Origin of the sequence: Herminiimonas sp. Marseille-P9896 (assembly GCF_903993245.1) — a bacterium.
Taxonomy (GTDB): domain Bacteria; phylum Pseudomonadota; class Gammaproteobacteria; order Burkholderiales; family Burkholderiaceae_D; genus Oxalicibacterium; species Oxalicibacterium contaminans.
This window is the reverse complement of the sequence record NZ_CAJEVT010000001.1, coordinates 1,019,319-1,044,946: the sequence shown is the minus strand read 5'-3', so window position 1 is coordinate 1,044,946 and position 25,628 is coordinate 1,019,319. Positions and strand designations below refer to the sequence as shown.

Below are 25,628 nucleotides of genomic sequence, written 5' to 3'. Positions count from 1 at the left end.
GCTCGGTAACTATCCGGTATAGCCTTCTTTTTCCTGGCGTATTTCTTCCAGACGCTGCGCTTTAATCTCACGTTCACGTGCATCGATAATCGACTGATCGTAGAACGAGGCATCGGGTGCTTTGCGTGCAATAGACAACTGATCCAGTGCCGCCGAGAGACTGCCGTTCAACGCATACGATTCAGCCAAAGCGAGATGCTGCTGCGCCTGCATCTTCAATGCCGCATAGACTTTGGCCAGACGCTCATACAGCTGTGGCTCCTGCCGATACAACTGTGTCTGGTCACGTAAATAAGTCGCAGCATCTTCATAACGCCCGGCCGCAAACAGTGCATCCGCATACTGCAATGCGATGCCGCGCGAAATTGGGAATTGTGCACGCGCCGCGTCCGCTTCCTGCACTGCTTCGCGTGGCTGATGTGCTGCCAGCTTGATCTCGATAGCGAGGCTGGACAGCACTGCGCTCTTGGAACTCGGCGAGCCATTATTCAAGGCAGCACGAGCATCGTTCAACAGACTTTGCGCTTTGGCAGGATTACCCTGCCGCAGGGCAATCACGGCCAAACCATATTTACCAGCCACTATCGCGGTACGTGTTTTCAGCTGTAACTGACGTTCAAACGCGGATGCTGCATCGATCAAACCTTGATGACTGGGATCTTGCAAGACTTTCACACGCGCCTGTATCAAAGGGAAATCGAGACTATCCACATGTTGCCGGTAACGCAAATCACGGGTGCGCGCCTGGATATCGGCGATACGTTCCGTCGTCATCGGGTGTGAACGCAGGTAAGGCGGCGCGTTGTCGCTATAGTTGCGGCTGGCGGTTTGCAAACGGCCAAAGAAATTGATCATGCCGGTGGTTTCAAAACCTGCTTCGCGCATGATATCGAGCCCGACCCTATCGGCTTCACGTTCGGCTTCGCGGCTGAAATTGAGCTGACGCTGTATCGCCAGCCCCTGCCCACCCATAATCATCGCCATCCCGGCATCCGGACTGGAGCTGATGGCCAACGCACCCAACACCATGGCCGCCAGCGGAATCAACATGTCCTGCTTTTGCTTGCCCAGCATACGAGCAATATGACGCTGCGCCACGTGGCCGATCTCATGCGCCATCACCGAGGCCAATTCGGACTCATTCTGCGCCGCCAGCACCAGCGCCGAATGCACACCTATGAATCCACCCGGCAAGGCGAACGCGTTGAGCATGGGATCGCGTACCGCAAAGAAAAAGAAATCGTATTGTGCTTCACCACGTGCTTCCGGACGCACGGTCAGCAGGCTGGCGCCCAGATTATTCAAATATTCTTGCAACGGAGCATCGCTCAGATAATCGCGATTACGCTTGATCTCGCGCATGATCTGTTCACCCAGCTTGCGCTCCATCAACGGCGACAAAGCCTCGCGTTCGGTATCACCCAGGCTGGGCAGCGATTGCGCGTGCACGGGCGCGACCAATCCCGGCATGCTCACGCATGCCAACAAGCCCGCCATAGCCAGCGAGCGCAGCCATGGTCGTGATGAGGAAATAGCAGAAGGAATAATGAATTTCAGTTTCACGATGCTATGATACCTGCTCATTGCAAACGTTCCACCTCTGGCGCTTCCCCGCCCTTTTGTCACCATGACTACAAATAAAGACAACACAGCCGCCAACGACGGCCTGACCCATTTCGATGCCACCGGCCAGGCGCATATGGTCGATGTCGGCAGCAAAAATGAAACCCACCGCATCGCGATAGCCAGCGGCGTCATCCGCATGAAAGCGGAAACGCTGGCCATCATTACTTCAGGTACCGCCAAAAAAGGCGATGTACTGGGCATCGCGCGCATCGCCGCCATCATGGGTGCCAAGCGCACCAGCGACCTGATCCCGCTATGCCACCCACTCGCCCTGACCCGCGTCACGGTAGATTTCGCGGTAAACGAAGCGAACTCCAGCGTTACATGTACCGCACAAGTTGAAACCTTCGGCAAAACCGGCGTTGAGATGGAAGCACTGACCGCCGTGCAAATCGGTTTGTTGACGATTTACGATATGTGCAAGGCGGTGGATAGAGGGATGGTGATGTCTGACGTCCGGGTGGAGGAAAAGCATGGTGGGAAGTCGGGGAGCTGGTCGACTACTGATGGTAGTCTCAGCGCCCCATAAACAAAGGATTACTCAGGGCAAGCGCCGATTTCTGTGCCCTGCTTAACAGATTTGCGCATAGCACTTTTCTTATCCAGCTCACCGAGCTTCAGTTTCGCAACGCGGTTACCCAAAGCCAGACTGCTCGCATACGCACCCCTGGCTTGCTCAAAACATCCTTGCTCTTCAAGAATAAAACCCCGCGTGTACATTGCGGCTGCATTATTAGGATCAAGCGATAGTGAGTAATCAACATCGGCGAGCGCTTCTTTATTCTGTTTTAGAGACGAGTAAGCCAGACCGCGATTATAGTAAGCATACGGAAACGTAGGATTTCGCTGAATCATCAACGAATAGTCCGCAATTGCTTCCGCATATTTTTTCTCTGCCAAATACGCATTGCCTCGGTTATAAAAAATTCGATCGCTACCCACAAGCTCCGTTGACGTCAGCTTTTGGGCAGCATCTTTCCATAGTGCGCTTTCGTCAGAAAAGCTATGCAGACGATCTCGCGCCAACAAAAAACAAATAATCAACAATGGCGTTGCTGCAATCATTAACCAACGGCTCGAAAAATGTGCACATACGGCCACCAGCATGATGAAGTAGCCCGGTGCCCATAAATAACTTCTGTATAAAACAAATGGTTCCTGAAAACGCACCGCGGCCAATTCTGTCAAAAAAAGAAACCAGCTATACAAAAATCCACAGCAAAATAGCGCAACCAGCCCCTTTTTCCGCAAAAAATAAACAGCAATCAACGGCGATAAAAAGAAGAGAATCGCCTTCAGGTAAGTTGCCCACGAAAACCAGATGTCGACGAAATCAAACCGCATATCCGCCGAAAGCACCCTCACGTCGGGCACTATCCAATAAAAGAAATAGTCAAAAAAGAAACCCGCCTGCATTAATATACTGACCAGCCACCTCCCCCAAGGCTGATCCAGTATTGCAGTCTCATGTTGCAACACAACGGCCTTATTCATCTGCACCACCATCGCCCCGACAGACGGCTCATAACTGGTCGCGACAACTTGTGTCGTCATAGACAAGACCAGCCATGCGGCGGGAAAACACAACACAAGATAAAGCGAAATCCGCTTGTAAATTGAACCCAAATTCTGTTGATACAAAGCGGTCAGAAATATTCCTGCCAAAGGCAACATGATTGCATGCTGCTTGGAAAAAATAGCCATCGAGTAAAACAACGCGGCAGTGAACAAATCTGCTGCTCTGTTTTTCTCGAATGCCCGACGATAAAACCAGAGTGAAAGAAGAGAAAACAGTGTTGCAAATAGAATCGTACGTTGGGCGAGATAGGCAACACCGTATACAGCAATCGGATGAATTGTAAAAATGCACGCACCCAGGCCTGCAAGCAGCTGCGCACGTGCCGGATCTGGCCTGATGTCTATGCGCTGGAAGTTTGACTCCCTTATAGCCTGCTGCAATAAATCTCTTAACAAAAAAAATAGCGTGAAGGCGCAAGCCAAATGCAGGGCAATGTTGAAGATGCGATTGACTTCAATACTTCCACTCAAGACCTGTATCAGTCCAAGCGTGAAATAGGGGAATGTTCGTGGCTGAAGATCAAACGGTAACAGCGCACTGTCATAAACCATCATGCTTGTGAACAAGCCGTGATCGTCGAATACCAGACCATTACCAAGAAAAGGAAGATAAAGCGCGGCAGCTAATAAGGCTATGCATAGCACAACCCAAATAGAAGGTATCCCTCTTTTGCACATTTATGGATTCATCACATCGCTACTTATGAATAATAAAAAAGGGACTCCTCAGAGTCCCTTTCACCCAAAGCTACTGGATTAGCAACTTGCATCTACTGGGCCAAATACTTTAGTCATAATCCCATTGGTTTTCGTAGAAGCAGTATAACCAGAGCAACTGATAGCCCAAGTTACAGCCGTTTCACTTGCTTGCGGAGTAAATGTAACTACAGCACCGTTATATGGAGAACCAATATTGCCAAGAGTCGCAGCAATATTACCCGATCCATCCAGTGCCAAGTTAGTAACTTCATTAGTGAGCGTCGGAGTCCCAATACCCAAGCTAGTCAACGAGGTCGATGCAGTACCGTTATTGTTTTGCATATATTCCGCCTGTGCAAGCTTCAGGGAATCCACAGCCGCATTAACTTTCGCCAACTTCGCACGTGTCACATAATCCTGATACTGTGGAATCGCTACCGCAGCCAAAATACCAATAATCGCCACAACGATCATCAATTCGATCAGCGTAAAACCGCTTTGTGCTTTCTTCATCATTTTCATCGATTTCATCTTTTTCTCCTGGTTTGGGAATACAGGTAGCTTTTCCACCCTGACAGACATACAGCAATCGCTGTGCCACCCCAAATTCAGCCCAATCTTGCGAGATTGTCACAATTATTTAACGAAAAGTAACAATTTTGGTTAGAGCCGCGCCAAAATTTGTCACATGGTGCGATAAATTTTGTCTTGCGGCAGTGCAGCGACGCAGGAATACGTCAGGCCTCATGCAGAAAAACGATGTCAGTACCCGACAGGTGGATTTGGTCGCCATTGTTCAGGCTCTGGGTCAGCATGCCTATCGATGCCCCGTTGACCACTGGATAATCTTCGCCTTCGACATGGGTCAGGCTATAGCCTTGCGGGCCTATCGCGAATACGGCGACATGCCGGCCCGGGCGACCTATGGTCGTCAGGACCTTGTTCAAGACCACTTCCTTGCCCGCACTGGCTCCGTTGAGGATTTTGATTACAGCGGTTGTACTCATGGTTGCTTCTATTGAATCGCGATACGATGGTTCGGTAATTTGCTGGATATCGCCCAGATCTTCCATGCCACTTATATTGTCAGCCAATACCATGATGGAATCGTCCATGCTGGCAGTCGCGCAATACTGAATGGTATGCGTAGCAAGTGCAATCACATCACTGTCTTCCAGCAAATGTTTCGTGACGACCCTGCCGTTAATCTGGCTGCCATTGGTACTGCCCAGGTCTTCAAAATAACATCCGACCGGATGTGAAATGATCACCGCATGTTCAGCGCTGATTCCGGCCGCATCTATGACGATGTCGTTATAGGAACGCCGGCCTATGCTGGTGCGCTCTTTCAACAACTGGAATTTCTGCAAGGCGATACCGTCTTTTGCCAAAATAATCGTAGGCATTATTACTTCCCAGCTTTCTTCTTGCTTATCTGTTTACACCTGTTTAGGCGGGTTCAACGACCACACTATCAATATCTATGCCAAGTCAGGATTTGAAGCTGGCCGCCAGACGTTCCCACCACGCTTTAGGCGCGGGCATGCTTGATACAACCTGGACCAGGATGACGGAAATGTTATCGCGCCCGCCATTGTCATTTGCCGCTTGCACCAGCGAACTACATAATAATTCAAGATCCGTATCGTTATCAGCCAGCATCGCGCTCATCTGTTCACTGCCCAACATGTCGGACAGACCATCCGAGCACAGCAAGTAGATATCGCCGCCCTCGGTCTGGTAATCATTCACTTCTACATCAACTTGCGCGGCCACCCCTAACGCACGCGTAATCAGGTTTTTATTCGGTGCGAAACGTGCCCACTCCGGACTTACCAGTCCAGCATCGATCTGTTCCTGCAGTTGCGAATGATCGCGAGTGATTTGTGTCAGTTGTCCCCGCCGGAAACGATAGGCCCGGGAATCGCCGACGTGTGCGACGACAACCCGGTCATGATGGAATAAAGCGGCGACCAGTGTCGTACCCATGCCGCTGTACTGCGGCTGGATGCGTGCCACCTCAAGTATCTGCTCATTAGCAGCGCTGACTGAGTCCACTACCAGTCGCTGCAAAGACTTGCTGCTGGTGGCACGGCCTTTTTCCTGCACTTGCTGTAATTGCTGTTCCAGCGCGGCGCGGAAAACGGTAGTCGCGATGCCGCTGGCAATTTCGCCAGCGTTGTAGCCGCCCATACCATCAGCCAAAACGACTGCTTTGTGTACCTCACTGATTTCCACCGCATCTTCATTATGCGCACGCACCAAACCCGTATCGGTTTTGGCGGCGAATTGAAGCTCGACGGAATACGTCATAAAGATGGCAGATTAGCGGCTGGGTTTTAGGCGGTGAAAGTACGAATTACTCTTCTACAGGCGAACTTACATTCCTGACAGGAACAGATCATATCCTGCTTTCAGGCCAAAAATGGACGTTTACCGCTATCCGGCCACAGTCAACGCAATAAAACTGTCTTGCTTACCGCATACCAGGAAGCCGTCGTTTAAATCGGCCGGCTATAGTCGCCTGCCCGGGAATGCGCCTCTATAATGGCAGGCATGCACAGATCGGGGCGCAACGACGCATCCGCTATTCAGGTTTTTATCAAGGAGAAGATGCCGCCACAGCTGGCATCAATAATTAAATATGACCACAGTTATCTATACGCACGACGCCTGCCTGGAACACAAACCTGGCTCCGGACATCCTGAATCTCCGGAGCGTTTGAAGGCCGTCCTGCGCGCCTTGCGCGTACCGGAATTTGCCGCGGCAGAGTGGCGCGAAGCGCCTATGGGCACACGTGAACAGGTGTTACTCATCCATACCGAAGACTTTGTACTCGACGTTGAAGACGCATCACCCTACCGTGGCACCATGCCGCTGGATGGCGGCGATACCGTCATGTCGCCAGGTTCGCTGGAAGCCGTCATGCGCTGTGTAGGCGCAGCCTGCGCGGGTGTAGACCTGGTGCTGGACAACGAAGCGCATAACGTATTCTGCGCAACCCGCCCATGTGGTCACCACGCCGAACCCAGCCGTGCGATGGGTTTTTGCATTTTCAATCAGGCGGCGATTGCTGCGGCCTATGCCTACGAAGTACACAAGCTGGAACGCGTAGCCGTCATCGATTTCGACGTCCATCACGGTAACGGTACGCAAGCAGCGTTTTATGACCGGCCGGAATTGTTCTATGCATCCAGCCATCAGTCACATTTCTATCCGGGTACCGGCCTCGAAAAGGAAACCGGCGTGTCGCACAATATCGTCAACGTGCCGCTGCCACGCGGTTGTGATTCGGCCTTGTTCCGCGAACAGACTGCAGCAAAAATGCTGCCCGCTATCCGTGCCTTCAATCCCGAACTGATCATTATTTCAGCCGGCTTCGATGCGCATCACCTGGATCCGCTGGCAGGTCTAAAGTTGCAGGATGATGACTTTGACTGGGTTACACGTGAATTGATGAAAATCGCTGACGAAACCTGCGCAGGACGCATCGTTTCTATACTGGAAGGTGGTTACAGCCTGGAAGGTTTGGCTTCAAGCACGGCAGTGCATGTCAAAGCCCTGATGGATCACTAATCATGTCTGCCAGTCTGTGGTTCTTATAAACACAGACTGGCATTTCAATCTTCGTCTGTATTTGTTGCACGCATCGCAGCCTGTATCGCCCGATGCGAAAATCCGCGCTGCATCAAAAAACGCATCTGCTTGGCCCGCTCTTCCTGACTCGTTGCCACCGTACCAAACTTGCGCTCCCACACTCCGCGTGCGCGCGCAAACTCATCTGTTTCCAGATTCGCCTTGATGTCAGTCAGCGACTCTGGATCTATGCCATGACTTTTTAATTCAGACATGATGCGGCTATTGCCGAAGCGAGCCGCACGTCTGTGTACCAGCGATTCGGAAAAGCGACTTTGTGAAAGAAACTTCGCTGCTTCCAGCGTATCGAGCAAGGCTTCGACGTCGTCGCCCTCTTGCGCATAGCGCGCCAGCTTGCGTCCCAACTCTTGCCGACTGTGTTCGCGTGCCGATAAATAGCGAAGCGCCCGCGCTTTCAGACTCACTTGCAGTTTTGCCATATGAGTCCTTCAGCGCGGGCGCTCGTTAATATCAAACTTTGAATCAAGTGCAGCGACGCTGTACCTTATTCAACTTCTTTCAGTTCTTTGGCTTCTTTGCTTTCCTTGGCCGAAGATTTCTTTGCAGCTGGTTCATCCGCCTTGATCGGGCTCAATTCAGGCACGCCCAGCGAAGCACGTACCTTGTTTTCGATTTCGCGTGCCAGTTCCGGACGCTCTTTCAGGTAATTACGTGCATTGTCCTTACCCTGGCCGATGCGTTCGCCGTTATAGCTATACCAGGCGCCCGACTTTTCAACGATTTTGGCATCGGCGCCCAAATCGAGGATTTCACCTTCACGCGATGTGCCTTCGCCATACAGAATGTCGAAGTGCGCTTCCTTGAATGGTGGAGCGATTTTATTTTTAACGACTTTGATCTTGGTTTCGTTACCTATCACTTCATCGCCAGATTTGATCGAACCGGTACGACGGATGTCCAGACGAACCGATGCGTAAAACTTCAATGCATTACCGCCGGTGGTGGTTTCAGGATTACCGAACATCACACCGATTTTCATACGAATCTGGTTAATGAAGATCACCAGCGTGTTGGTGCGATTGATACTACCGGTCAATTTACGCAATGCCTGCGACATCAGACGTGCTTGCAAACCTGGTAGGGAATCACCCATATCGCCTTCAATTTCAGCGCGTGGTGTCAGTGCCGCGACCGAGTCAATAACGATCAGGTCGACGCCGCCCGAGCGTACCAGCGCGTCGCAGATTTCCAGTGCCTGTTCGCCGGTATCTGGTTGCGAAATCAGCAGCTCGGACAAATTGATGCCCAGCTTCTGCGCGTAAGTCACGTCCAGTGCATGTTCTGCATCGATAAACGCGCAAGTGCCACCCAGCTTTTGCATTTCTGCGATGGTTTGCAGGGTCAGCGTGGTTTTACCCGACGATTCAGGACCGTAGATTTCAACCACACGGCCACGTGGCAAGCCACCGACGCCGAGTGCGATATCCAGTCCGAGGGAGCCGGTAGATACAACCTGTACTTCTTCGACGACCGCGCCATCTTCCATGCGCATCACCGAACCTTTACCGAACTGCTTTTCAATTTGCGCTAGTGCAGCGGCGAGTGCTTTACTCTTGTCCGAGCTGGCAGCGATTTTTTTGTCGTCCATAAAGATTCTTTCGGCGGTTGGTTGTAACGAAACAGGGTTTATACAGTGTTTGGAGCCAGAAACCGTACTGTATAAAAAAACAGTGCTTTATGCAAGCTGCTCTTGCGATATTTTTGAAAACAGTCAAAAAAATTGCTTTTTGACATGTATTCATATCTGCAAGCACGGCGCCTGAAAAGTAACCCACATACTAGCAAGAGCGACTATTTCCTTCCAGCGGCAAGCTGATTTCCACGTAATATCTGCCTACCTGCTTACACCCTATCTATATGTGCACCGCCGCTGAATTATCCGAAATCGCTTATAAAAAAGAGAAGTCCGCCAGCCTGCGCCTGGCGAAACGCCTCGGCATCAGCGAAGAAGCAGCACTGAGCGAAATCTTGAGCAAAGTAGCAGGAAGCAGCCCTTTAAACGAACTGTTGACCCGACGACTGCAGGAAAAAGCACATATCGCCACCAAGCTCGCCGCGCATAAACAGGCCAAACTCACGGCACACGCACAGAAACAGGCGTCCCGGCAACCCGATGCCAGCGCATGGCTGGCCTGGTTCGACGGCTCCTGCCATCCGAATCCGGGCAAGATGGGCATAGGCGGCCTGCTCAAAAGCCCGCAAGGCACGGAGACCGAGATCAGTTTCCATGCCGGCATCGGTGATAGCAGCGAGGCGGAATACATCGCCCTCATCAGCGTACTGGAAACAGCCATCCAGGCCGGTGCCGATAAACTCATGATTTACGGCGACAGCCAGGTTGTCATCAACGATGTACCAAGCCAGAGCGGCGGTGCGACCATCCTCAGCGCACAGCGTTTAAAGGCGCAATGCCTGATCGCCCGCCTGCCGCAAGTGAGCCTGAACTGGATACCACGTCACCGGAATGCCCAGGCCGACGCCCTGTCACAACAGGCCATCCGTAACAGTGCGGCAGCGGCAAACCCGCAACAGGCCTAATATGTAAATAACAAGTCGCGCAGCATGACACTTGTCTTGCTGCTGCGAGCGAAACCCAATAGACTACGAGCCAACTTCCCCCTCCTGCCATTCCCATGCGAATCCTGCTTGCCGAAGACGATAGTGTGCTTGCCGACGGTTTAACGCGTTCCCTGCGTCAGTCCGGTTATGCCACCGATTGCGTAAAAAATGGAGCAGAGGCGGACTCCGTCCTGTCCACCCAAGATTTCGATTTACTCATACTCGACCTGGGCTTGCCCAAGATGTCCGGCCTCGAGGTCTTGCAACGCCTGCGCGCACGCAATTCGCGCTTGCCGGTGCTCATCCTGACCGCTGGTGATTCGATCGAACAGCGCGTCAAGGGCCTCGACCTGGGCGCCGATGATTTCATGGCCAAACCCTTTGCCTTGTCGGAGCTGGAAGCACGCGTGCGCGCATTGACGCGACGTGGTGCTGGTGGCGGCCCAACCGTTATCAAGCACGGTCCGCTCTCGTATGACCAGGTCGGTCGTATCGCTTACATCAACGATCAGATGCTGGATCTGTCCGCGCGCGAACTCGGCTTGCTCGAAGTTTTGCTACAACGCAGTGGTCGCCTGGTTTCCAAGGAACAGCTGGTCGATCATCTGTGCGAATGGAGCGAGGAAGTCAGCAACAATGCGATCGAAGTCTATGTCCATCGCTTGCGCAAGAAGATAGAAATTGGCGGTTTGCGCATCGCCACCGTGCGCGGCCTCGGTTATTGCCTCGAAAAATTTACCGAGACAGCTCCTAACACCATCGCGCCACCCGGCTAATCCAGCCCATGCCTGACGCCCAACGACTCGATGCGCCAGCCGATGCCGGTACGCCGCACAAGCCTATGGCGACGCGCACCAATGCGACCCAGCCGGAAGAACGCACGCAGCGTTCGCTGTTCGGTGAAATCCTCGACTGGATGCTGGTACCACTACTCTTGTTGTGGCCACTCAGCATCGCCATCACCTACCTGGTCGCAAAGTCCATTGCGAATGAACCTTTTGATCGCGCACTCGAAGACAAAGTTACGGTCGTCGCGCAACAGGTCAAGGAAGTCAACGGCAAGGTCGTCACGCGCCTGACCGGCGCCGCCACCGACATTCTGCATGCCGACGATGTCGACAATGTGTATTACCAAGTACGCAATGCGGTCGGTGACATAGTCGAAGGTGACGGAGAAATACCATTGCCGAAAGATCTGGAGCCACCACCACCGTGGTCGACCCAATTCCGCTACGACTTTATACGCAATACTGAAGTACGTATCGCCTACATTTATGTCGATTTGCATAAGACCCAGACCGCACCACAACTCAGCGTAGAGCCAAGAATGGCCCTGGTACAGGTAGCGGAGACGCTGGATAAACGCTCGCAACTCGTCAATCAAATCATCAAGGGCGTCATCGTGCCCGAATTCATCATCCTGCCGATCGCGCTGGTACTGGTGTGGTTTGCGCTGACCCGTGGTTTGCGCCCGCTGGCTGAATTGCAGCAACGCATACGCGAACGCCGTCCCGATGATTTAAGCCCTATCGATTCCGGTTACGTGCCGGAAGAAATCCTGCCACTGGTAGGCTCGCTGAATGAAATGCTGGAGCGTCTGTCGCAAAGTATCAAGATACAAAAACGCTTTATCGCAGACGCTGCGCATCAGATGAAAACACCGCTGGCCGGTATGCGCATGCAATCCGAACTGGCGCTGCGCCAGACCGATCAGGTTGAAATCCATAAATCACTGGAACAACTGGCCAAGAGTTCCAAATCGGCGACCCGCATGATCAACCAGTTGCTGGCACTGGCTCGCGCCGAGAACCAGACGCCCACCACGCGCCCGCTGCTACCGCTGGAATTATCCGAACTGGCGCGCGACACCGTACAGGAATGGGTACAGACTTCATTCAACAAGAAAATCGATCTCGGCTTCGAGCAACCGGACTACCACATCATGGTCAATGGCGATGCCATCATGTTGCGCGAATTGCTGAACAACCTGATCGACAATGCGCTTAACTACACGCCTGCCGGTGGCCATGCCACCGTACGTGTACGCGCTGACGATGAAGCACGACTGGCCTTCCTCGAAGTCGAGGATACCGGCCCCGGCATCGCACCGCACGAACATAAACGCATCTTTGAACGCTTCTACCGCATCCTCGGCAGCAACGTCGAAGGCAGCGGACTGGGACTCGCCATCGTGCGTGAAATTGCACAGCAACATGGCGCAGAAATCGATATCCTTACTAATCCGAACTGCACCAATCCGAAAGCGCCGGGCTGCCTGATGCGTATCACGCTGCCACTGGAACAACCCGCACCATTCTTTGATGGCAGTATCTGATATGACCGCAAGCCAGCGAGAACAGACTTCCGAACGCGCACGACTCTATTGGCGGCGCACGAAAGTCATGACCTTCTGGCTGATGCTGTTGTGGTTCATCGTGACATTTTCTGCGATCTTCTTCGCCCGTCAATTGTCGGTTTATACCTTCCTCGGCTGGCCCATCTCCTTCTTCATGGCAGCACAGGGCAGCATCCTGATTTTTGTCGCCATCATCGCCTTCTACGGCTGGCGCATGCACAGACTCGACGACGCCTATAACCACGATAGCGAACATGAAAGATAAGTCCTTCTTCCAGCGCCTAGTTCGCTACTACCTGCTATACACGGTGGGTTTTGTGCTTTTCCTGTTTGGTGTCGCCATCCTTGAACACGAGGGTTTCCCGCGCGTCTGGATAGGCTACGTCTTTATGTTTTCCACCATCGTGGTGTACGCCACCATCGGTGTCATCAGTCGCACCTCCGACGTGCAGGAGTACTACGTCGCAGGACGCCGCGTGCCGGCATTTTTCAATGGTATGGCGACGGCAGCGGATTGGATTTCCGCCGCCAGCTTTATCAGCCTGGCCGGAGGCCTGTACTTATGGGGCTTTGACGGACTGGCCTACATCATGGGCTGGACTGGCGGCTTCGTGCTGGTTGCCTTATTGATCGCGCCTTATCTGCGCAAGTTTGGTCAGTACACCATTCCCGATTACCTGGCAGCGCGCTACACCGGGCAGTTTAGCAACAATGTGGTGCGCGTCATCGCCGTGATCGCCACCATCATCGTTTCGTTTACTTATGTCGTCGCACAGATATACGGCGTCGGCCTGATTACCTCACGCTTTACAGGCGTCGACTTTTCGGTCGGCATCTTCCTGGGCCTCGCCAGCATCCTGGTGTGCTCCTTCCTCGGCGGCATGCGCGCCGTTACCTGGACCCAGGTAGCGCAATACATCATCCTCATCATCGCCTACATGATCCCGGTGGTCTGGCTGTCGATGAAGCATACGAATATGCCGGTCCCACCTATCGCCTACGGCTCCGCGATTGCGCAACTGACCGAGCGTGAAAAAGTCCTGATCGACGATCCCAAGGAAAAAGAAGTACGCGCGATTTTCCGCCAGCGTGCCTATGACCTCGACGACCGCCTGGCGACCCTGCCAGAGTCATGGGAAAACGGTCGCGCCGAAATCCAGCACAATCTGGAAGCACTCAAACTCGGCAATGCCGCGCTACAGGACATCAAGCAAACCGCACGCGAACTGGCAGCCTACCCGCGTGATGCCGACGAAGCAGAACGATTATGGAAAGAAGAGCGGGCACTCAATCTCGAACTGGCCAAACCTCCGACCAGACACACCGAACCCTTTCCCGGTGACAGCAAGGAAGCGTCAGATATCAAGCGCAATAATTTCCTCGCACTAGTCTTTTGCCTGATGCTGGGCACGGCCGCAATGCCGCATGTACTGGTGCGCTACTACACCACACCCAGCGTCAAGGAAGCGCGGCATTCGGTGTTCTGGACCTTATTCCTCATCATGGCGCTGTACATCACCATCCCGGCGCTGGCGGTACTGGTCAAGTACGACATCTACAGTTCGCTGGTCGGCACCAGCTTCTCGCAATTACCGGAATGGGTTTCCTACTGGGCCAGCATAGATAAACTGCATCCGCTGGTCAGCATCAATGACGTCAATCGGGACGGCATCGTACAGCTGGCAGAGATCGTGATGGACGTCGACATCGTGGTGCTGGCAACACCGGAAATTGCTGGCCTGCCCTATGTCATCTCCGGCCTGATTGCTGCCGGTGGCCTGGCTGCCGCGCTGTCCACCGCCGACGGCTTGCTGCTCACCATTTCGAATGCGCTGTCGCACGACATCTATTACAAAACCGTAGATCCGCAAGCATCGACGCAAAAGCGCGTGACAGTGTCCAAACTGCTCTTACTCATGGTCGCATTGGTGGCCGCATATATTGCCTCCATGAAACCCGGCGATATCCTGTCGCTGGTCGGTGCCGCGTTTTCACTGGCGGGGTCGGCCTTGTTCCCGGCACTGGTACTGGGCGTGTTCTGGAAGCGCGCCAATCAGCCGGGCGCCATCGCCGGTATGCTGGTCGGCTTCTCGGTATGCGCGTACTACATGATTCACACCCTGCCCGCTTTCGGTGGCTCTGCAACTGGACAATGGTTCAACATTGCGCCAATTTCCGCAGGAGTTTTTGGTGTTCCTGCCGGATTTTGTGCCATTATTGTCGTGAGTCTGCTGACGCGCGCCCCCGATCAACGTACAGAAGACTTACTGAAACATCTGCGCTCACCGTAAGCAGCACTCGCTCGATCTGGCATGCTTCTTGATATAGCTAGATTTCATCTCCATGAAAACTAAGAGTGAGCGACGCCATGCGAAAATTTTTCGACGAGATGTATATAGATGGCGCAAGCAACAACGTACGCGACCATTACCGTGAATTCGAAGCCTGGCTGGCGACCCAGTCGCCCAAGACCGTAGCGCGCAAGCGAGCGGAAGCCGACCTGATTTTCCGCCGGGTCGGCATTACCTTCGCCGTCTACGGCAATGAAGCCGGTACCGAACGTGTGATCCCCTTCGACATCATTCCGCGCATGATCACCGCGCGCGAATGGGCACATATGGAAGCTGGGCTCGAGCAGCGTGTACGCACGCTGAATATGTTCATCCACGACATCTACCACGACCAGAACATCGTCAAGGCCGGCATCATTCCGCCCGAGCAAATTTTCCGCAACGCACAGTACCGCCCTGAAATGCAAGGCATCTCGGTCGCATCTGACATCTACGCACACATCGCCGGCGTTGATATCGTGCGTGCCGGGCAAGGCGAGTTCTACGTGCTGGAAGACAACCTGCGCGTGCCATCTGGCGTCTCCTACATGCTGGAAGACCGCAAGATGATGATGCGTCTCTTCCCCGAATTATTCGCCAAGCATCAGGTCGCGCCAGTCGCACATTATCCCGACATGTTGCTGGACAATCTGCGCTCGGTGGCACCGATAGGCGTCACTGATCCGACCGTCGTCGTGATGACACCGGGCATGTATAACTCTGCTTACTTCGAACACGCCTTCCTCGCGCAGCAAATGGGCGTCGAGCTGGTCGAAGGACAGGATCTCTTCGTCAACGACAATGCGGTGTATATGCGCACTACACGCGGCCCAAAACGCGTCGACGTGATCTATCGCCGCATCGATGATGACTACATGGACCCGCTCGCCTTCCGCGCTGATTCCACTCTCGGTGTGCCGGGCTTGCTGTCGGTGTATCGCTCCGGCCGTGTCACATTGGCGAATGCAATCGGCACTGGCGTCGCCGACGACAAATCGATTTATCCATATGTGCCGGACATGGTGCGCTTCTACCTGTCGGAAGAACCGATACTCAATAATGTCCCGACTTACCAATGCCGCAAAAAGGATGAACTGTCTTATGTGTTGGCGAATCTGCCAGAGCTGGTAGTCAAGGAAGTGCATGGTGCCGGTGGTTACGGCATGCTGGTCGGCCCGGCGTCGACCAAGGCTGAAATCGAGAGTTTCCGCCAGCGCATCATCGCGCGCCCCGACGGCTATATCGCACAGCCTACGCTGGCATTGTCGGCCTGCCCGACCTTTGTCGAGTCAGGCGTGGCACCACGCCATATTGATTTACGCCCTTTCGTCCTGTCCGGCAAAACCATCTCTATGGTGCCCGGTGGCCTCACACGCGTCGCGCTGAAAGAAGGCTCACTCGTCGTCAACTCTTCACAAGGTGGTGGTACCAAAGACACCTGGATACTGGAGAACTAATATGCTCAGCCGCACCGCCGATCACCTGTTCTGGATGGCGCGCTACACCGAGCGTGCCGAGAACACTGCACGCATGCTGGACGTGAATGTCCAGACTGCGCTGTTACCACAATCCGCCCGCAGCGCCGAACAAGGCTGGCGCGCCACGCTAGGTATTTCGGAATTGCAGGAAGCCTTCGACCGGAAATACGACAAGCTGACACCGCGTGATGTCCTGCATTTCATGGCACTCGACACTTCACACTCGTCATCGATTACCTCCTGCCTGCGTTCCGCTCGCGAAAATGCACGTGCAGTGCGTGGCACCCTCACCACCGAAGTCTGGGAAACGCACAACACAACCTGGCTCGAAATGCAAAACCAGATCGATGAAAGCGATTTTGCAAACGATCCCAGTCCATTCTTTGAATGGGTCAAGCATCGTTCACACCTGTCACGTGGCGTCACGCTGGGCACCATGCTGCAGGACGAAGCACTGTTCTTCATCCGACTCGGCACCTTCCTAGAACGCGCGGATAACACCGCACGCATACTCGACGTCAAATTCCACGGCGCCAGTGCGCAAGCGGGTGAAAAATCGAGCCACGAAAACCAGCTCGACTTTTACTACTGGGCCGCTATCCTGCGTTCGGTCTCGGCCTTTGAAATCTATCGCAAGGTTTATCGTGATGCGATTACCCCAGCACGCGTCGCCGATCTGCTCATGCTCAAGGCTGATATGCCGCGCTCACTGCTGGCCTCGCTCACCGAAGTCGTCAACAACCTGAGCATGGTCACAGGCGATCCGCATAACGACACCTTGCGCTTCGCTGGCAAGCTGCATGCGGAATTGAAATTCGCTACCATCAACGATGTCTTGCACGAAGGTTTGCACGACTACCTGACCGAATTCCTTGAAGATATTTACGAACTGGGCAATCGCATCAGTCGTGAATTTCTCGTTCCATTGGCGGCATAAATGAAACTAGCCATCCGTCACGAAACCTTATATCGCTATACCTCGCCACTGACGTATACGATCCAGCAACTGCGCCTGACGCCGCGCGTGGAGACACACCAGCACTTGCTGACATGGTCCATAGACACATCCGGCCAACGTCATGCCTTTACCGATGCATACGGTAATTTGTGCCACATGCTGACGATCACCGACAGCCACGATACGGTGCGCATCGTTGTCACCGGCGAAGTGGAAGTGCTGCCTCTGGATAGAGGACGCTTGCTGGACAACGGCACCTTATCGCCACTGGTCTTCACTGTGCCGACCCGTTTGACCGAAGCGACCGATTACATCCAGGCATTTGCGGAGAAAAACCTGCACGGCACCGGGAGCAGCGAGCTGCTCAAACTGGCTGAAGCAATTTGTGGTGCAGTCGCGTACCAAAGCGGTGCGACTGCCGTTACCAGTACCGCCAACGATGCACTGCAACTGGGTCAGGGCGTATGCCAGGACCATGCACATCTCTTCATCGCCTGCTGCCACACGCGCAATATTCCGGTGCGCTATGTCTCCGGCTATATCGATTCCGGCAGCACCGGCCATGCCGAAAGCCATGCCTGGGTCGATGTCTGGGTCGAAGAACTGGATTTCACCGGCTGGGTCAGCATAGACGTCACGCACGCCTGCTTTGCCAGCGATGCGCATTGTCGCCTCGCGGTGGCGCGCGATTACGACTCGGCAGCCCCGGTCAGCGGAGTGCGGCGCGGCGGCGGTGAGGAATCGTTGGATGTAAGCGTCAAAGTGGTGCCCCTGTGTGCCCAGTAAATGAACAAAAGCCGGGCTTCCTGTAAAATTCGCGTTTTGCTTTTTCTCTGCTCACCATGACTTATTGTGTTGCGATGCGGCTGGACGCCGGGCTCGTGTTTCTGTCAGATTCGCGCACCAACGCTGGCGTTGATCACGTCGGTACTTTCCGCAAAATGAATGTTTTCGAGATCCCGGGCGAGCGCCTGATGGTCTTGATGACAGCTGGGAACTTGTCGATTTCACAATCGGTCCGGCAAATCATTGCAGAACACACAACAGCTGGTGGCAAGAGCATCTGGAATGTCTCGTCCATGTATGAAGCAGCACAAGTTGTCGGTGAAGCAATCCGCATGGTGCATGACCGTGATGCTGGTACGCTGAAAGAATTCGGCATCGACTTCAATGTCAGCATGGTGTTTGGCGGACAGATCAAGGGCGAACGTTGCCGCCTGTTCCAAATGTACTCGGCAGGCAACTTCATCGAATCGCAGGACGAAAACACCTACTTCCAGATCGGTGAATCGAAGTACGGCAAACCCATCATCGATCGCGTCGTCACACCAGACACACCACTCGATGAAGCAGCCAAGTGCGCACTGATCTCGATGGACTCTACCCTGCGCTCGAATATCTCGGTTGGCCTGCCGCTGGACTTGCTGATCTACGAAACGGACAAGCTGGCCGTGACCCGCTTCGTCACCATCGACGAACACAATCAATACTTCCAGATGATACGTAACACTTGGGCCAAGCAATTGAAGACTGTGTTTGAAAGCATCAACGATCCGGTATGGAATGCCGCACCGGAAACCACCAGCAATGTCCTGTCCAGCCAGGGCCACAAGAACCAGCCGCTACGCATACAGGCGCCGGCCCAGTTCGGCATGGATAAAACCGTCAGCGCACCGGGTCCCTTGCAGACACTGGCGCAGGACGAAGGCAATAACCAACAGCACTAGCCCACACAAACGCCGTCTGGCAAATAAAAAAGGCTGCCACACTTGCGTGTCGCAGCCTTCTTGCTATGCGCTGGTCAGCGCTGATCTTTACAGCACGATGGTTTGTGCCTGGCCTTCTGCGCGCTCACGAATTTCACCGATACGCATTACGGTTTCGCCAGCGGCTTTCAATTGTGCCATCGCTGCATCTGCATTTTCTTTGGACACGATAACGGTCATGCCGATACCGCAGTTAAAGACGCGATGCATTTCTGCGTCAGCCACGCCGCCGTGTTCCTGCAACCATTTGAACAATGGCGGCATGTCCCATGCACCGCTGTCCAGCACGGCAGTCAGATGCGGCTGCAACACGCGTGGAATGTTTTCGACCAGGCCACCACCGGTGATGTGCACCATGCCTTTGACTTCCATCGCAGCCATCAAAGCCAGCAATGGTTTAACGTAAATACGGGTAGGCTCCATCAATACATCAGCCAGCTTGCGACCATGGAAATCAGCGTTCAGGTCAGGATTGGCGACCGAGATGATTTTACGGACCAGCGAGTAACCGTTGGAATGTGCGCCCGACGAAGCCAGGCCCAATACCACGTCGCCCGGGGCAATTTTGGTACCGTCGATGATTTTCGATTTCTCTACTGCGCCGACCGCGAAACCGGCCAGATCGTATTCACCTGCTGGGTACATGCTAGGCATTTCAGCGGTTTCACCACCGATCAGCGCGCAACCGGCCTGTTCGCAACCCTTGGCCACACCCTTGATAACGTCGGTTGCAATGGCAACATCCAGCTTGCCGCAGGCGAAGTAGTCGAGGAAGAACAAAGGTTCTGCACCTTGGACCAGGATGTCGTTGACACTCATCGCGACCAGATCGATACCGACCGTGTCGTGACGATTCAATTCAAAAGCCAGTTTCAGCTTGGTGCCGACACCGTCGGTACCGGAGACCAGTACCGGCTCCTTGTACTTCTTGCTGATCTCGAACATCGCGCCGAAACCGCCCAGGCCACCCATTACGCCTTCACGCATGGTGCGTTTGGCAAATGGCTTGATCGCTTCGACCAGAGCATCTCCGGCATCGATGTCTACACCAGCGTCGCGGTAGGAAAGGGAAATATTGGAATTGGAACTCATGATGGATAGTCAGCAGAGGCAGTAAAATAGACGGTTATGGCCAGATGGCTAGCCTGTGGATCATTAGTTCTGGAGGACGGATCGGATCAGGATCACAATGAGCGGGAGTCATCGCGGGCAAAATCACTAAGCGCGCTTCCAAAACAGGACGATTCAGGCTCTATAATTCGGATTAGCCCGTATTCTAGCAAATCGATCCCCCTCCTCCGTCATTTGATGCCACTTTCTTTGCCTTGGGAACAAAATAAACCCGGATATGCTCGGGTATGCTGCACGGAATGGCGTTTTACCGGTTTTTCATACCGGTTGCGAACATTGCCTTTTTTACAAATAAATATGACTAAACACGCATGAGGCAGTTGTTACTCGATTTACCCGCCGAAAAGCCACAGACGCTGGACAGCTTCGTGGTCGGCACCAACGCCGAACTGGCGCAATTACTGCACCGCCTGGCCGCAGGCCAGCCAAATGGCCTGGATGAACGCTTCGTCTACCTGTGGGGCGAGGCTGGCGCGGGCAAAACCCATTTGCTACGTGCGATGGCAGAAACGCCGCGGGCGCGCTACTTGGCGGCAGATGCCGGTACTGACGACTTCCTGTACGACCCGGCAACCACGCTATACCTGCTGGATGACAGCCACAAACTATCGCCGGAGGCACAAATCGCCGCGTTTGCCCTGTTTAACCAGGTGCGCGAACAAGGTGGCTGCCTGATTGCAGCGGGCAATGCCGCACCCGCCAGCCTGGAGGTGCGGGAAGATTTGCGTACCCGTTTCGGCTGGGGTCTGATTTATCAGGTGCACGGCTTGAGTGATGAAGAGAAAATTGCCGCCCTTACGCATGCGGCCAACGCACGCGGGCTAACGCTGTCGCCCGGCGTGTTACCCTATCTCATTACGCATTTTGCGCGCGACATGCGCTCTTTATCAGCGATGCTGGACGCACTCGACCAATATTCGCTGGAAACAAAACGCCCGATTACCCTGCCTTTGCTGCGCGAATTGCTGCAACGGCAAGACTGAACAAACCGTTAAGCAGAAACATGAAAAACCTGGCTTTATTTGACCTCGACCACACGCTGATCCCGCTCGATTCCGATTATGAATGGGGACAGTTCCTGGCCCGTACCGGCGCCGTTGATCGCGAGGCCTTTGCCAAGCGCAATGCCGAATTCTTCGCGCAATACCAAAATGGCACGCTGGACCCGCATGAATACCTGGAGTTCGCGCTCGGCACCCTGGCGCAGTTCCCACGCACCCAGCTCGACGCCTGGCATCAAGAATTCATGAATGAAGTCATCCACCCGGTACTCCTGCCATCTGCTCGTGATTTATTGAAAAAGCACCAGGATGCTGGCGACCTGGTCGCGATCGTCACCGCCACCAACCGCTTCGTGACAGCACCTATCGCACAGGCGCTGAATGTCGAGCATTTGCTGGCCGCCGAGCCTGAAGTCAAGGCAGACGGCAACCTGACCGGAAAACTAGTTGGCGTTCCGACCTCAGGCGCGGGTAAAATCGCACATACCAATGCGTGGCTGGCCGCGCGTGGCCTTACATTAAAGGATTTCGAACGCAGCTATTTCTATAGCGACTCGCAAGCCGATATTCCCTTGTTGTCCGTCGTCACTCATCCGATTGCAACCAACCCTAATGCCTTGCTGACTGCGCACGCTAAAGCGCAGGGCTGGCCGATCATCAATCTCTTCAATGATTAAAAAGCTTATCCGTCGCATCCTCGGCACCAAACAAAAAACCGGCGATACCAGCAAAGCTGTCGTATTGACTGCGAAAGAACATCGCATCGATCCCAAGCTGGTATCCGCCAATGCCGTGCGCGTCACCAGTACCCTGCAACAGGCTGGCTTCAAAGCCTTCCTGGTCGGCGGTGCAGTGCGCGACTTGCTGCTGGGCGTGAAGCCCAAGGATTTTGATATCGCAACCAATGCGACGCCGGAACAAGTCAAACGCCTGTTCCGCCGCGCCTTCATCATCGGCAAACGCTTCCAAATCGTACATGTCATGTTTGGCCAGGACCTGCTCGAAGTCACCACCTTCCGTGGTACCTCCACCGACGCAGCACCGAAGGATGAACATGGCCGCGTATTGCGCGACAACACTTTCGGCGAACAACATGAAGATGCGTTGCGCCGCGACTTCACCATCAATGCGATGTACTACGATCCCGCCACGCAAACCGTGCTGGATTACCACGGCGGCATGGCCGACATCCGCAATAAAACCCTGCGCATCATAGGCGTGCCGGAAGCACGCTACCGCGAAGATCCGGTGCGCATGCTGCGCGTCGTACGCTTTGCCGCCAAACTGAACTTCGTCATTGATCCGGCCACCAGCGCACCTATCCGTGTGATGGCACCGCTGATCAACAATGTCCCGGCGGCGCGCGTATTCGATGAAATGCTCAAGCTGCTGATGAGTGGCTCTGCCCTCGCCTGCCTGCAGCAATTGCGCAAGGAAGGTTTGCACCACGGCTTGCTGCCTCTGCTGGACGTGGTACTCGAACAACCGCTGGGTGAGAAGTTTGTGCGCCTGGCGCTGGCCAGCACCGATGAACGCGTCAAACAAGGCAAACCGGTTTCACCGGGCTTCCTGTTCGCCTCATTGCTGTGGCATCAGGTACTGGAAAAATGGAAGGCTTACCAGGCAGCTGGCGAGTATCCGATTCCGGCGTTGCACCTGGCTGCCGATGACGTGCTGAATACGCAAACCGACAAGCTCGCACTGCAACGCAAGATCGCATCCGACATGCGTGACATCTGGGCGATGCAGCCACGCTTCGAACGCCGCATCGGCAAGTCGCCATACAAATTGCTCGAACACCTGCGCATGCGCGCCGGTTACGACTTCCTGTTGCTGCGTTGCGCATCAGGTGAAATCGATAGCGAGATTGGTGAATGGTGGACTGCCTTCATGGAAGCAGACGGCCCAGGTCGTGAAGCCTTGCTGGCGAAGAAACCAAGCAGCACTGCTGAAGCAGCTCCTGCCAAGAAACGACCACGCCGTCGTCGTTCGCGTTCCGGCGGTGGTGGCGCTAGCGGTACAGCCAAAGCCGAATGACCCCAGTGACAACAGCTGTTACTGCCTACATCGCGATAGGCTCGAACCTGGGCGATGCGCAGGATCATGTTTTGTACGCCTTGCGCGAGCTGGATCAACTCGCATCCACTCGCCTGCTGGCGCAGTCATCGCTGTTTCGCACCGCACCGATAGATTCCAGCGGCGACGATTACATCAACGCGGTTGCAGCTGTCAGCACCAGCCTGTCAGCCGAAGCATTGCTGCAGGCTTTGCTGGCACTGGAACAAACACGCGGCCGTGAACGTCCTTACTTCAACGCACCGCGCACGCTGGATCTCGACTTGCTGCTGTACGGTGATGCAGTCATCAACACCGACACCCTGACCGTGCCGCATCCCCGCATGACGAGTCGCGCCTTCGTACTCATTCCATTGCTGCAAATCGATCCCTTCATCCAGATCCCGGGACTGGGTGCCGCACATCAGTTTGCTCCGGCAGTAGCTGATCAGGCCATCAGCAAGATAGCCTGATATCGTTATCCGCATCCCTAGCGCCGCATACACATACTGATTACTCCCTACACGAGGCCAGCATGCAAATACCTGTAATCGTCCAAACCGTCGGCTTGCTGACGTTGTCGAATATTTTCATGACAGTAGCCTGGTACGGCCACCTCAAAGGGTTGGCATCCAAGCCATGGTGGATAGCGGCACTCATCAGTTGGGGCATTGCACTCTTCGAATATTTGCTGCAAGTCCCGGCCAATCGCATCGGCTATACCCAGTTCAGTCTGGCCCAACTGAAAATTATGCAAGAAGCGATTACACTCACGGTGTTCGTGCCGTTTGCGATTGTCTTTATGGATCAGCCTTTCAAGCTGGACTACGTCTGGGCTGCACTCTGTCTGGTCGGCGCGGTGTACTTCATTTTCCGCACCTGATAGCAGCTGCAACGCCATCGCAACATCGCCTATAGAAAAGATCAGGAAAGCATCTTATGGATTTAGAGAAATACAAATATATCGTGGTCGAAGGTGCTATCGGCGCTGGCAAAACCACGCTGGCACGCAAGCTCGCGACCCAGCTCGGCGCACAGACCTTGCTGGAATTGCCGGAAGAAAATCCGTTCCTCGAAAAGTTCTATCGCGATGCGGCGCGCTATGCATTGCCGACGCAAATGTTCTTCCTGCTGCAACGGATGAATCAGTTACGCGACCTGGCACAACCGGATTTATTCGATGCCCGCATCGTGTCTGATTTCTTGCTGGACAAAGACCCTATCTTCGCGCGCCTGACCCTGAGTGATGACGAACTCGCGCTGTACCAGCAACTGTACGATCACCTGCGTCCGCAAGCACCATTACCTGACCTCGTGATCTACCTGCAGGCAGAACCGCAAACCCTGATCGATCGCATCAAGAAGCGTGGCATCCCGATGGAAGCAGGCATTTCGGAAAATTATATGCATCGCCTGTGCGACAGCTATAGCCGTATCTTTTACGAATACGACACCGCACCCTTGCTGATCGTCAACACCGAACATCTGAACCCGATTGATAACAATGAAGACTTTGCGCTGCTGCTGACGCGCATCGCCAACATGCGCGGAAAACGCGAATTTTTTAGCCGTGGAGAATAAGCATGTCCAGCTATTTGCAAGAAGTACGTACCAAAGCCGTCACCGTTCCATCCCTGCTCGCAATGAAAGAGCGCGGTGAGAAAATCACCATGCTGACCGCCTACGATGCCAGCTTTGCATCGATGATGGATACCTGCGGCGTAGAGATGATCTTGATAGGCGATTCGCTGGGTATGGTTTGCCAGGGACATAATTCCACGCTGCCAGTCACCATCGATGACGTCGCTTATCACACCGCTTGCGTGGCACGTGGTTCGAAGACCGCATTCGTGATGTCCGACATGCCTTTCGGCTCGTATGCAACCAAGGAAGACGCGTTCAAAAACGCCGTCAAACTGGTGCAAGCCGGTGCGCAAATGGTCAAGATAGAAGGCGGTGCATGGATGGCTGACACCGTGCGCTTTTTGACCGAACGTGCGATCCCGGTCATGGTGCATCTCGGCCTGACACCGCAATTCGTACATCAGTTCGGTGGCTACAAAGTACAAGGTAAAACTGCAGAAGGCGCAGAACAAATGAAAAGCGATGCACTGGCATTACAAGCAGCCGGTGCTGCGATGTTATTGCTGGAAGCTATTCCAGCTTCGCTCGGCAAAGAGCTCACCGAGCTGGTCGACATGCCGACCATAGGCATAGGTGCAGGCCCTGACTGTTCCGGACAGGTACTGGTACTGCACGACTACATCAACGTCTTTCCTGGCAAAAAAGCACGTTTCGTGCGCAACTTCATGGAAGGCCAGACCAGCATAGAAGGCGCGACCCGCGCTTATGTCGCAGCGGTCAAGGACGGATCATTTCCAGCCCCGGAACACTGCTTCTAAAAATAAAAAAGCCTGTTCGTAGTGGACAGGC

General features: G+C 54.1%; 26 protein-coding genes. 18 read left to right on the top strand and 8 right to left on the bottom strand.

The window, feature by feature from the left end; genetic code table 11:
- Nucleotides 1-9: 9 nt before the first annotated feature.
- A complete protein-coding gene (locus tag H7U06_RS05080; RefSeq protein WP_175625074.1) occupies nt 10-1,584 on the bottom strand; it encodes a M48 family metalloprotease in 1,575 nt (524 codons plus the stop codon).
- Between the two features lie 43 nt (nt 1,585-1,627).
- Here H7U06_RS05080 and moaC point away from each other — a divergent pair, with 43 nt between their 5' ends.
- On the top strand, nt 1,628-2,155 hold the full coding sequence (gene moaC, locus H7U06_RS05075) for a cyclic pyranopterin monophosphate synthase MoaC (protein ID WP_175625073.1): 528 nt from the start codon (nt 1,628-1,630) through the stop codon (nt 2,153-2,155).
- 8 nt (nt 2,156-2,163) lie between these two features.
- Here the strand turns inward: moaC and H7U06_RS05070 are convergent, their stop codons facing one another.
- The 4 genes from H7U06_RS05070 to H7U06_RS05055 form a co-directional block, all read right to left on the bottom strand.
- Nucleotides 2,164-3,882: a tetratricopeptide repeat protein gene (locus tag H7U06_RS05070; protein ID WP_175625072.1), complete on the bottom strand. Its 1,719-nt coding sequence runs from the start codon at nt 3,880-3,882 to the stop codon at nt 2,164-2,166.
- 78 nt (nt 3,883-3,960) lie between these two features.
- Entirely contained in the window at nt 3,961-4,425 is a 465-nt protein-coding gene (locus H7U06_RS05065) for a pilin (protein WP_370458604.1), read from the bottom strand.
- Between the two features lie 215 nt (nt 4,426-4,640).
- Entirely contained in the window at nt 4,641-5,309 is a 669-nt protein-coding gene (locus H7U06_RS05060; protein WP_175625071.1) for an FHA domain-containing protein, read from the bottom strand.
- An 85-nt stretch (nt 5,310-5,394) separates the two neighbouring features.
- Nucleotides 5,395-6,216 (bottom strand): Stp1/IreP family PP2C-type Ser/Thr phosphatase, encoded by an 822-nt coding sequence (locus tag H7U06_RS05055; protein ID WP_175625070.1) that lies wholly within the window; start codon nt 6,214-6,216, stop codon nt 5,395-5,397.
- 331 nt (nt 6,217-6,547) lie between these two features.
- Between H7U06_RS05055 and H7U06_RS05050 the strand changes: the two genes are divergently transcribed.
- Entirely contained in the window at nt 6,548-7,480 is a 933-nt protein-coding gene (locus H7U06_RS05050; RefSeq protein ID WP_175625069.1) for a histone deacetylase family protein, read from the top strand.
- 44 nt (nt 7,481-7,524) lie between these two features.
- On the opposite strand, the gene recX is transcribed toward H7U06_RS05050, so the two are convergent.
- Both recX and recA read right to left on the bottom strand, forming a co-directional pair.
- Nucleotides 7,525-7,980, bottom strand: a complete 456-nt coding sequence (gene recX, locus H7U06_RS05045) for a recombination regulator RecX (RefSeq protein ID WP_175625068.1) — start codon at nt 7,978-7,980, stop codon at nt 7,525-7,527.
- 65 nt (nt 7,981-8,045) lie between these two features.
- Nucleotides 8,046-9,149, bottom strand: a complete 1,104-nt coding sequence (recA, locus tag H7U06_RS05040; protein ID WP_175625067.1) for a recombinase RecA — start codon at nt 9,147-9,149, stop codon at nt 8,046-8,048.
- A gap of 269 nt (nt 9,150-9,418) precedes the next feature.
- Between recA and H7U06_RS05035 the strand changes: the two genes are divergently transcribed.
- From H7U06_RS05035 to H7U06_RS04995, 9 genes are all read left to right on the top strand, one after another.
- Nucleotides 9,419-10,099, top strand: a complete 681-nt coding sequence (locus H7U06_RS05035) for a ribonuclease HI family protein (protein ID WP_175625066.1) — start codon at nt 9,419-9,421, stop codon at nt 10,097-10,099.
- Between the two features lie 95 nt (nt 10,100-10,194).
- Nucleotides 10,195-10,896, top strand: a complete 702-nt coding sequence (locus tag H7U06_RS05030; protein WP_012080712.1) for a response regulator transcription factor — start codon at nt 10,195-10,197, stop codon at nt 10,894-10,896.
- An 8-nt stretch (nt 10,897-10,904) separates the two neighbouring features.
- Entirely contained in the window at nt 10,905-12,455 is a 1,551-nt protein-coding gene (locus H7U06_RS05025; protein WP_175625065.1) for a sensor histidine kinase, read from the top strand.
- A 1-nt stretch (nt 12,456) separates the two neighbouring features.
- A complete protein-coding gene (locus H7U06_RS05020) occupies nt 12,457-12,741 on the top strand; it encodes a DUF4212 domain-containing protein (protein ID WP_175625064.1) in 285 nt (94 codons plus the stop codon).
- Complete coding sequence (locus H7U06_RS05015; RefSeq protein WP_175625063.1) at nt 12,731-14,767, top strand: sodium:solute symporter family protein; 2,037 nt, start codon at nt 12,731-12,733, stop codon at nt 14,765-14,767. Before H7U06_RS05020 ends, H7U06_RS05015 begins: the two co-directional genes overlap by 11 nt.
- Before the next feature lie 77 nt (nt 14,768-14,844).
- Complete coding sequence (locus tag H7U06_RS05010) at nt 14,845-16,263, top strand: circularly permuted type 2 ATP-grasp protein (RefSeq protein WP_175625062.1); 1,419 nt, start codon at nt 14,845-14,847, stop codon at nt 16,261-16,263.
- 1 nt (nt 16,264) lies between these two features.
- The gene (locus H7U06_RS05005) at nt 16,265-17,221 is read left to right on the top strand and encodes an alpha-E domain-containing protein (RefSeq protein ID WP_175625061.1); all 957 of its coding nucleotides are present in this window, start codon (nt 16,265-16,267) and stop codon (nt 17,219-17,221) included.
- Nucleotides 17,222-18,028 carry a transglutaminase family protein gene (locus H7U06_RS05000; RefSeq protein WP_175625060.1) on the top strand — a complete coding sequence of 269 codons (807 nt, stop codon included), beginning with the start codon at nt 17,222-17,224 and terminating at the stop codon, nt 18,026-18,028.
- Between the two features lie 56 nt (nt 18,029-18,084).
- Nucleotides 18,085-18,969, top strand: a complete 885-nt coding sequence (locus H7U06_RS04995) for a proteasome-type protease (protein WP_175625059.1) — start codon at nt 18,085-18,087, stop codon at nt 18,967-18,969.
- An 87-nt stretch (nt 18,970-19,056) separates the two neighbouring features.
- On the opposite strand, the gene purM is transcribed toward H7U06_RS04995, so the two are convergent.
- On the bottom strand, nt 19,057-20,100 hold the full coding sequence (purM, locus tag H7U06_RS04990) for a phosphoribosylformylglycinamidine cyclo-ligase (protein WP_175625058.1): 1,044 nt from the start codon (nt 20,098-20,100) through the stop codon (nt 19,057-19,059).
- 350 nt (nt 20,101-20,450) lie between these two features.
- Here purM and hda point away from each other — a divergent pair, with 350 nt between their 5' ends.
- From hda to panB, 7 genes are all read left to right on the top strand, one after another.
- Entirely contained in the window at nt 20,451-21,122 is a 672-nt protein-coding gene (gene hda / locus H7U06_RS04985; RefSeq protein ID WP_175625057.1) for a DnaA regulatory inactivator Hda, read from the top strand.
- A 20-nt stretch (nt 21,123-21,142) separates the two neighbouring features.
- A complete protein-coding gene (locus tag H7U06_RS04980; RefSeq protein ID WP_175625056.1) occupies nt 21,143-21,817 on the top strand; it encodes an HAD family phosphatase in 675 nt (224 codons plus the stop codon).
- Nucleotides 21,810-23,177 (top strand): polynucleotide adenylyltransferase PcnB, encoded by a 1,368-nt coding sequence (gene pcnB, locus H7U06_RS04975; RefSeq protein ID WP_175625055.1) that lies wholly within the window; start codon nt 21,810-21,812, stop codon nt 23,175-23,177. The genes H7U06_RS04980 and pcnB overlap by 8 nt, the downstream gene beginning before the upstream one ends.
- On the top strand, nt 23,174-23,668 hold the full coding sequence (gene folK, locus H7U06_RS04970; RefSeq protein ID WP_175625054.1) for a 2-amino-4-hydroxy-6-hydroxymethyldihydropteridine diphosphokinase: 495 nt from the start codon (nt 23,174-23,176) through the stop codon (nt 23,666-23,668). Before pcnB ends, folK begins: the two co-directional genes overlap by 4 nt.
- A gap of 62 nt (nt 23,669-23,730) precedes the next feature.
- On the top strand, nt 23,731-24,078 hold the full coding sequence (locus H7U06_RS04965) for a DMT family protein (RefSeq protein WP_012080725.1): 348 nt from the start codon (nt 23,731-23,733) through the stop codon (nt 24,076-24,078).
- Between the two features lie 56 nt (nt 24,079-24,134).
- Nucleotides 24,135-24,776 (top strand): deoxynucleoside kinase, encoded by a 642-nt coding sequence (locus tag H7U06_RS04960; RefSeq protein WP_175625053.1) that lies wholly within the window; start codon nt 24,135-24,137, stop codon nt 24,774-24,776.
- Between the two features lie 2 nt (nt 24,777-24,778).
- Entirely contained in the window at nt 24,779-25,597 is an 819-nt protein-coding gene (panB, locus tag H7U06_RS04955; RefSeq protein ID WP_175625052.1) for a 3-methyl-2-oxobutanoate hydroxymethyltransferase, read from the top strand.
- Nucleotides 25,598-25,628 lie beyond the last annotated feature (31 nt).

Excerpts from the sequence above, each read along its gene's own strand:
- moaC (WP_175625073.1), top strand. The coding sequence starts at position 1,628 with ATGACTACAAATAAAGACAACACAGCCGCCAACGACGGCCTGACCCAT.
- pcnB (WP_175625055.1), top strand. The coding sequence starts at position 21,810 with ATGATTAAAAAGCTTATCCGTCGCATCCTCGGCACCAAACAAAAAACC.
- H7U06_RS04965 (WP_012080725.1), top strand. The coding sequence starts at position 23,731 with ATGCAAATACCTGTAATCGTCCAAACCGTCGGCTTGCTGACGTTGTCG.
- recA (WP_175625067.1), bottom strand. The coding sequence starts at position 9,149 with ATGGACGACAAAAAAATCGCTGCCAGCTCGGACAAGAGTAAAGCACTC.
- H7U06_RS05060 (WP_175625071.1), bottom strand. The coding sequence starts at position 5,309 with ATGCCTACGATTATTTTGGCAAAAGACGGTATCGCCTTGCAGAAATTC.
- recX (WP_175625068.1), bottom strand. The coding sequence starts at position 7,980 with ATGGCAAAACTGCAAGTGAGTCTGAAAGCGCGGGCGCTTCGCTATTTA.
- H7U06_RS05010 (WP_175625062.1), top strand. The coding sequence starts at position 14,845 with ATGCGAAAATTTTTCGACGAGATGTATATAGATGGCGCAAGCAACAAC.
- panB (WP_175625052.1), top strand. The coding sequence starts at position 24,779 with ATGTCCAGCTATTTGCAAGAAGTACGTACCAAAGCCGTCACCGTTCCA.
- folK (WP_175625054.1), top strand. The coding sequence starts at position 23,174 with ATGACCCCAGTGACAACAGCTGTTACTGCCTACATCGCGATAGGCTCG.
- H7U06_RS05070 (WP_175625072.1), bottom strand. The coding sequence starts at position 3,882 with ATGTGCAAAAGAGGGATACCTTCTATTTGGGTTGTGCTATGCATAGCC.
- H7U06_RS05035 (WP_175625066.1), top strand. The coding sequence starts at position 9,419 with ATGTGCACCGCCGCTGAATTATCCGAAATCGCTTATAAAAAAGAGAAG.
- H7U06_RS04995 (WP_175625059.1), top strand. The coding sequence starts at position 18,085 with ATGACTTATTGTGTTGCGATGCGGCTGGACGCCGGGCTCGTGTTTCTG.
- H7U06_RS05080 (WP_175625074.1), bottom strand. The coding sequence starts at position 1,584 with ATGAGCAGGTATCATAGCATCGTGAAACTGAAATTCATTATTCCTTCT.
- H7U06_RS05015 (WP_175625063.1), top strand. The coding sequence starts at position 12,731 with ATGAAAGATAAGTCCTTCTTCCAGCGCCTAGTTCGCTACTACCTGCTA.
- H7U06_RS05055 (WP_175625070.1), bottom strand. The coding sequence starts at position 6,216 with ATGACGTATTCCGTCGAGCTTCAATTCGCCGCCAAAACCGATACGGGT.
- H7U06_RS05020 (WP_175625064.1), top strand. The coding sequence starts at position 12,457 with ATGACCGCAAGCCAGCGAGAACAGACTTCCGAACGCGCACGACTCTAT.
- H7U06_RS05065 (WP_370458604.1), bottom strand. The coding sequence starts at position 4,425 with ATGAAAATGATGAAGAAAGCACAAAGCGGTTTTACGCTGATCGAATTG.
- H7U06_RS05025 (WP_175625065.1), top strand. The coding sequence starts at position 10,905 with ATGCCTGACGCCCAACGACTCGATGCGCCAGCCGATGCCGGTACGCCG.
- H7U06_RS04960 (WP_175625053.1), top strand. The coding sequence starts at position 24,135 with ATGGATTTAGAGAAATACAAATATATCGTGGTCGAAGGTGCTATCGGC.
- H7U06_RS04980 (WP_175625056.1), top strand. The coding sequence starts at position 21,143 with ATGAAAAACCTGGCTTTATTTGACCTCGACCACACGCTGATCCCGCTC.
- purM (WP_175625058.1), bottom strand. The coding sequence starts at position 20,100 with ATGAGTTCCAATTCCAATATTTCCCTTTCCTACCGCGACGCTGGTGTA.
- H7U06_RS05005 (WP_175625061.1), top strand. The coding sequence starts at position 16,265 with ATGCTCAGCCGCACCGCCGATCACCTGTTCTGGATGGCGCGCTACACC.
- H7U06_RS05050 (WP_175625069.1), top strand. The coding sequence starts at position 6,548 with ATGACCACAGTTATCTATACGCACGACGCCTGCCTGGAACACAAACCT.
- hda (WP_175625057.1), top strand. The coding sequence starts at position 20,451 with ATGAGGCAGTTGTTACTCGATTTACCCGCCGAAAAGCCACAGACGCTG.
- H7U06_RS05030 (WP_012080712.1), top strand. The coding sequence starts at position 10,195 with ATGCGAATCCTGCTTGCCGAAGACGATAGTGTGCTTGCCGACGGTTTA.
- H7U06_RS05000 (WP_175625060.1), top strand. The coding sequence starts at position 17,222 with ATGAAACTAGCCATCCGTCACGAAACCTTATATCGCTATACCTCGCCA.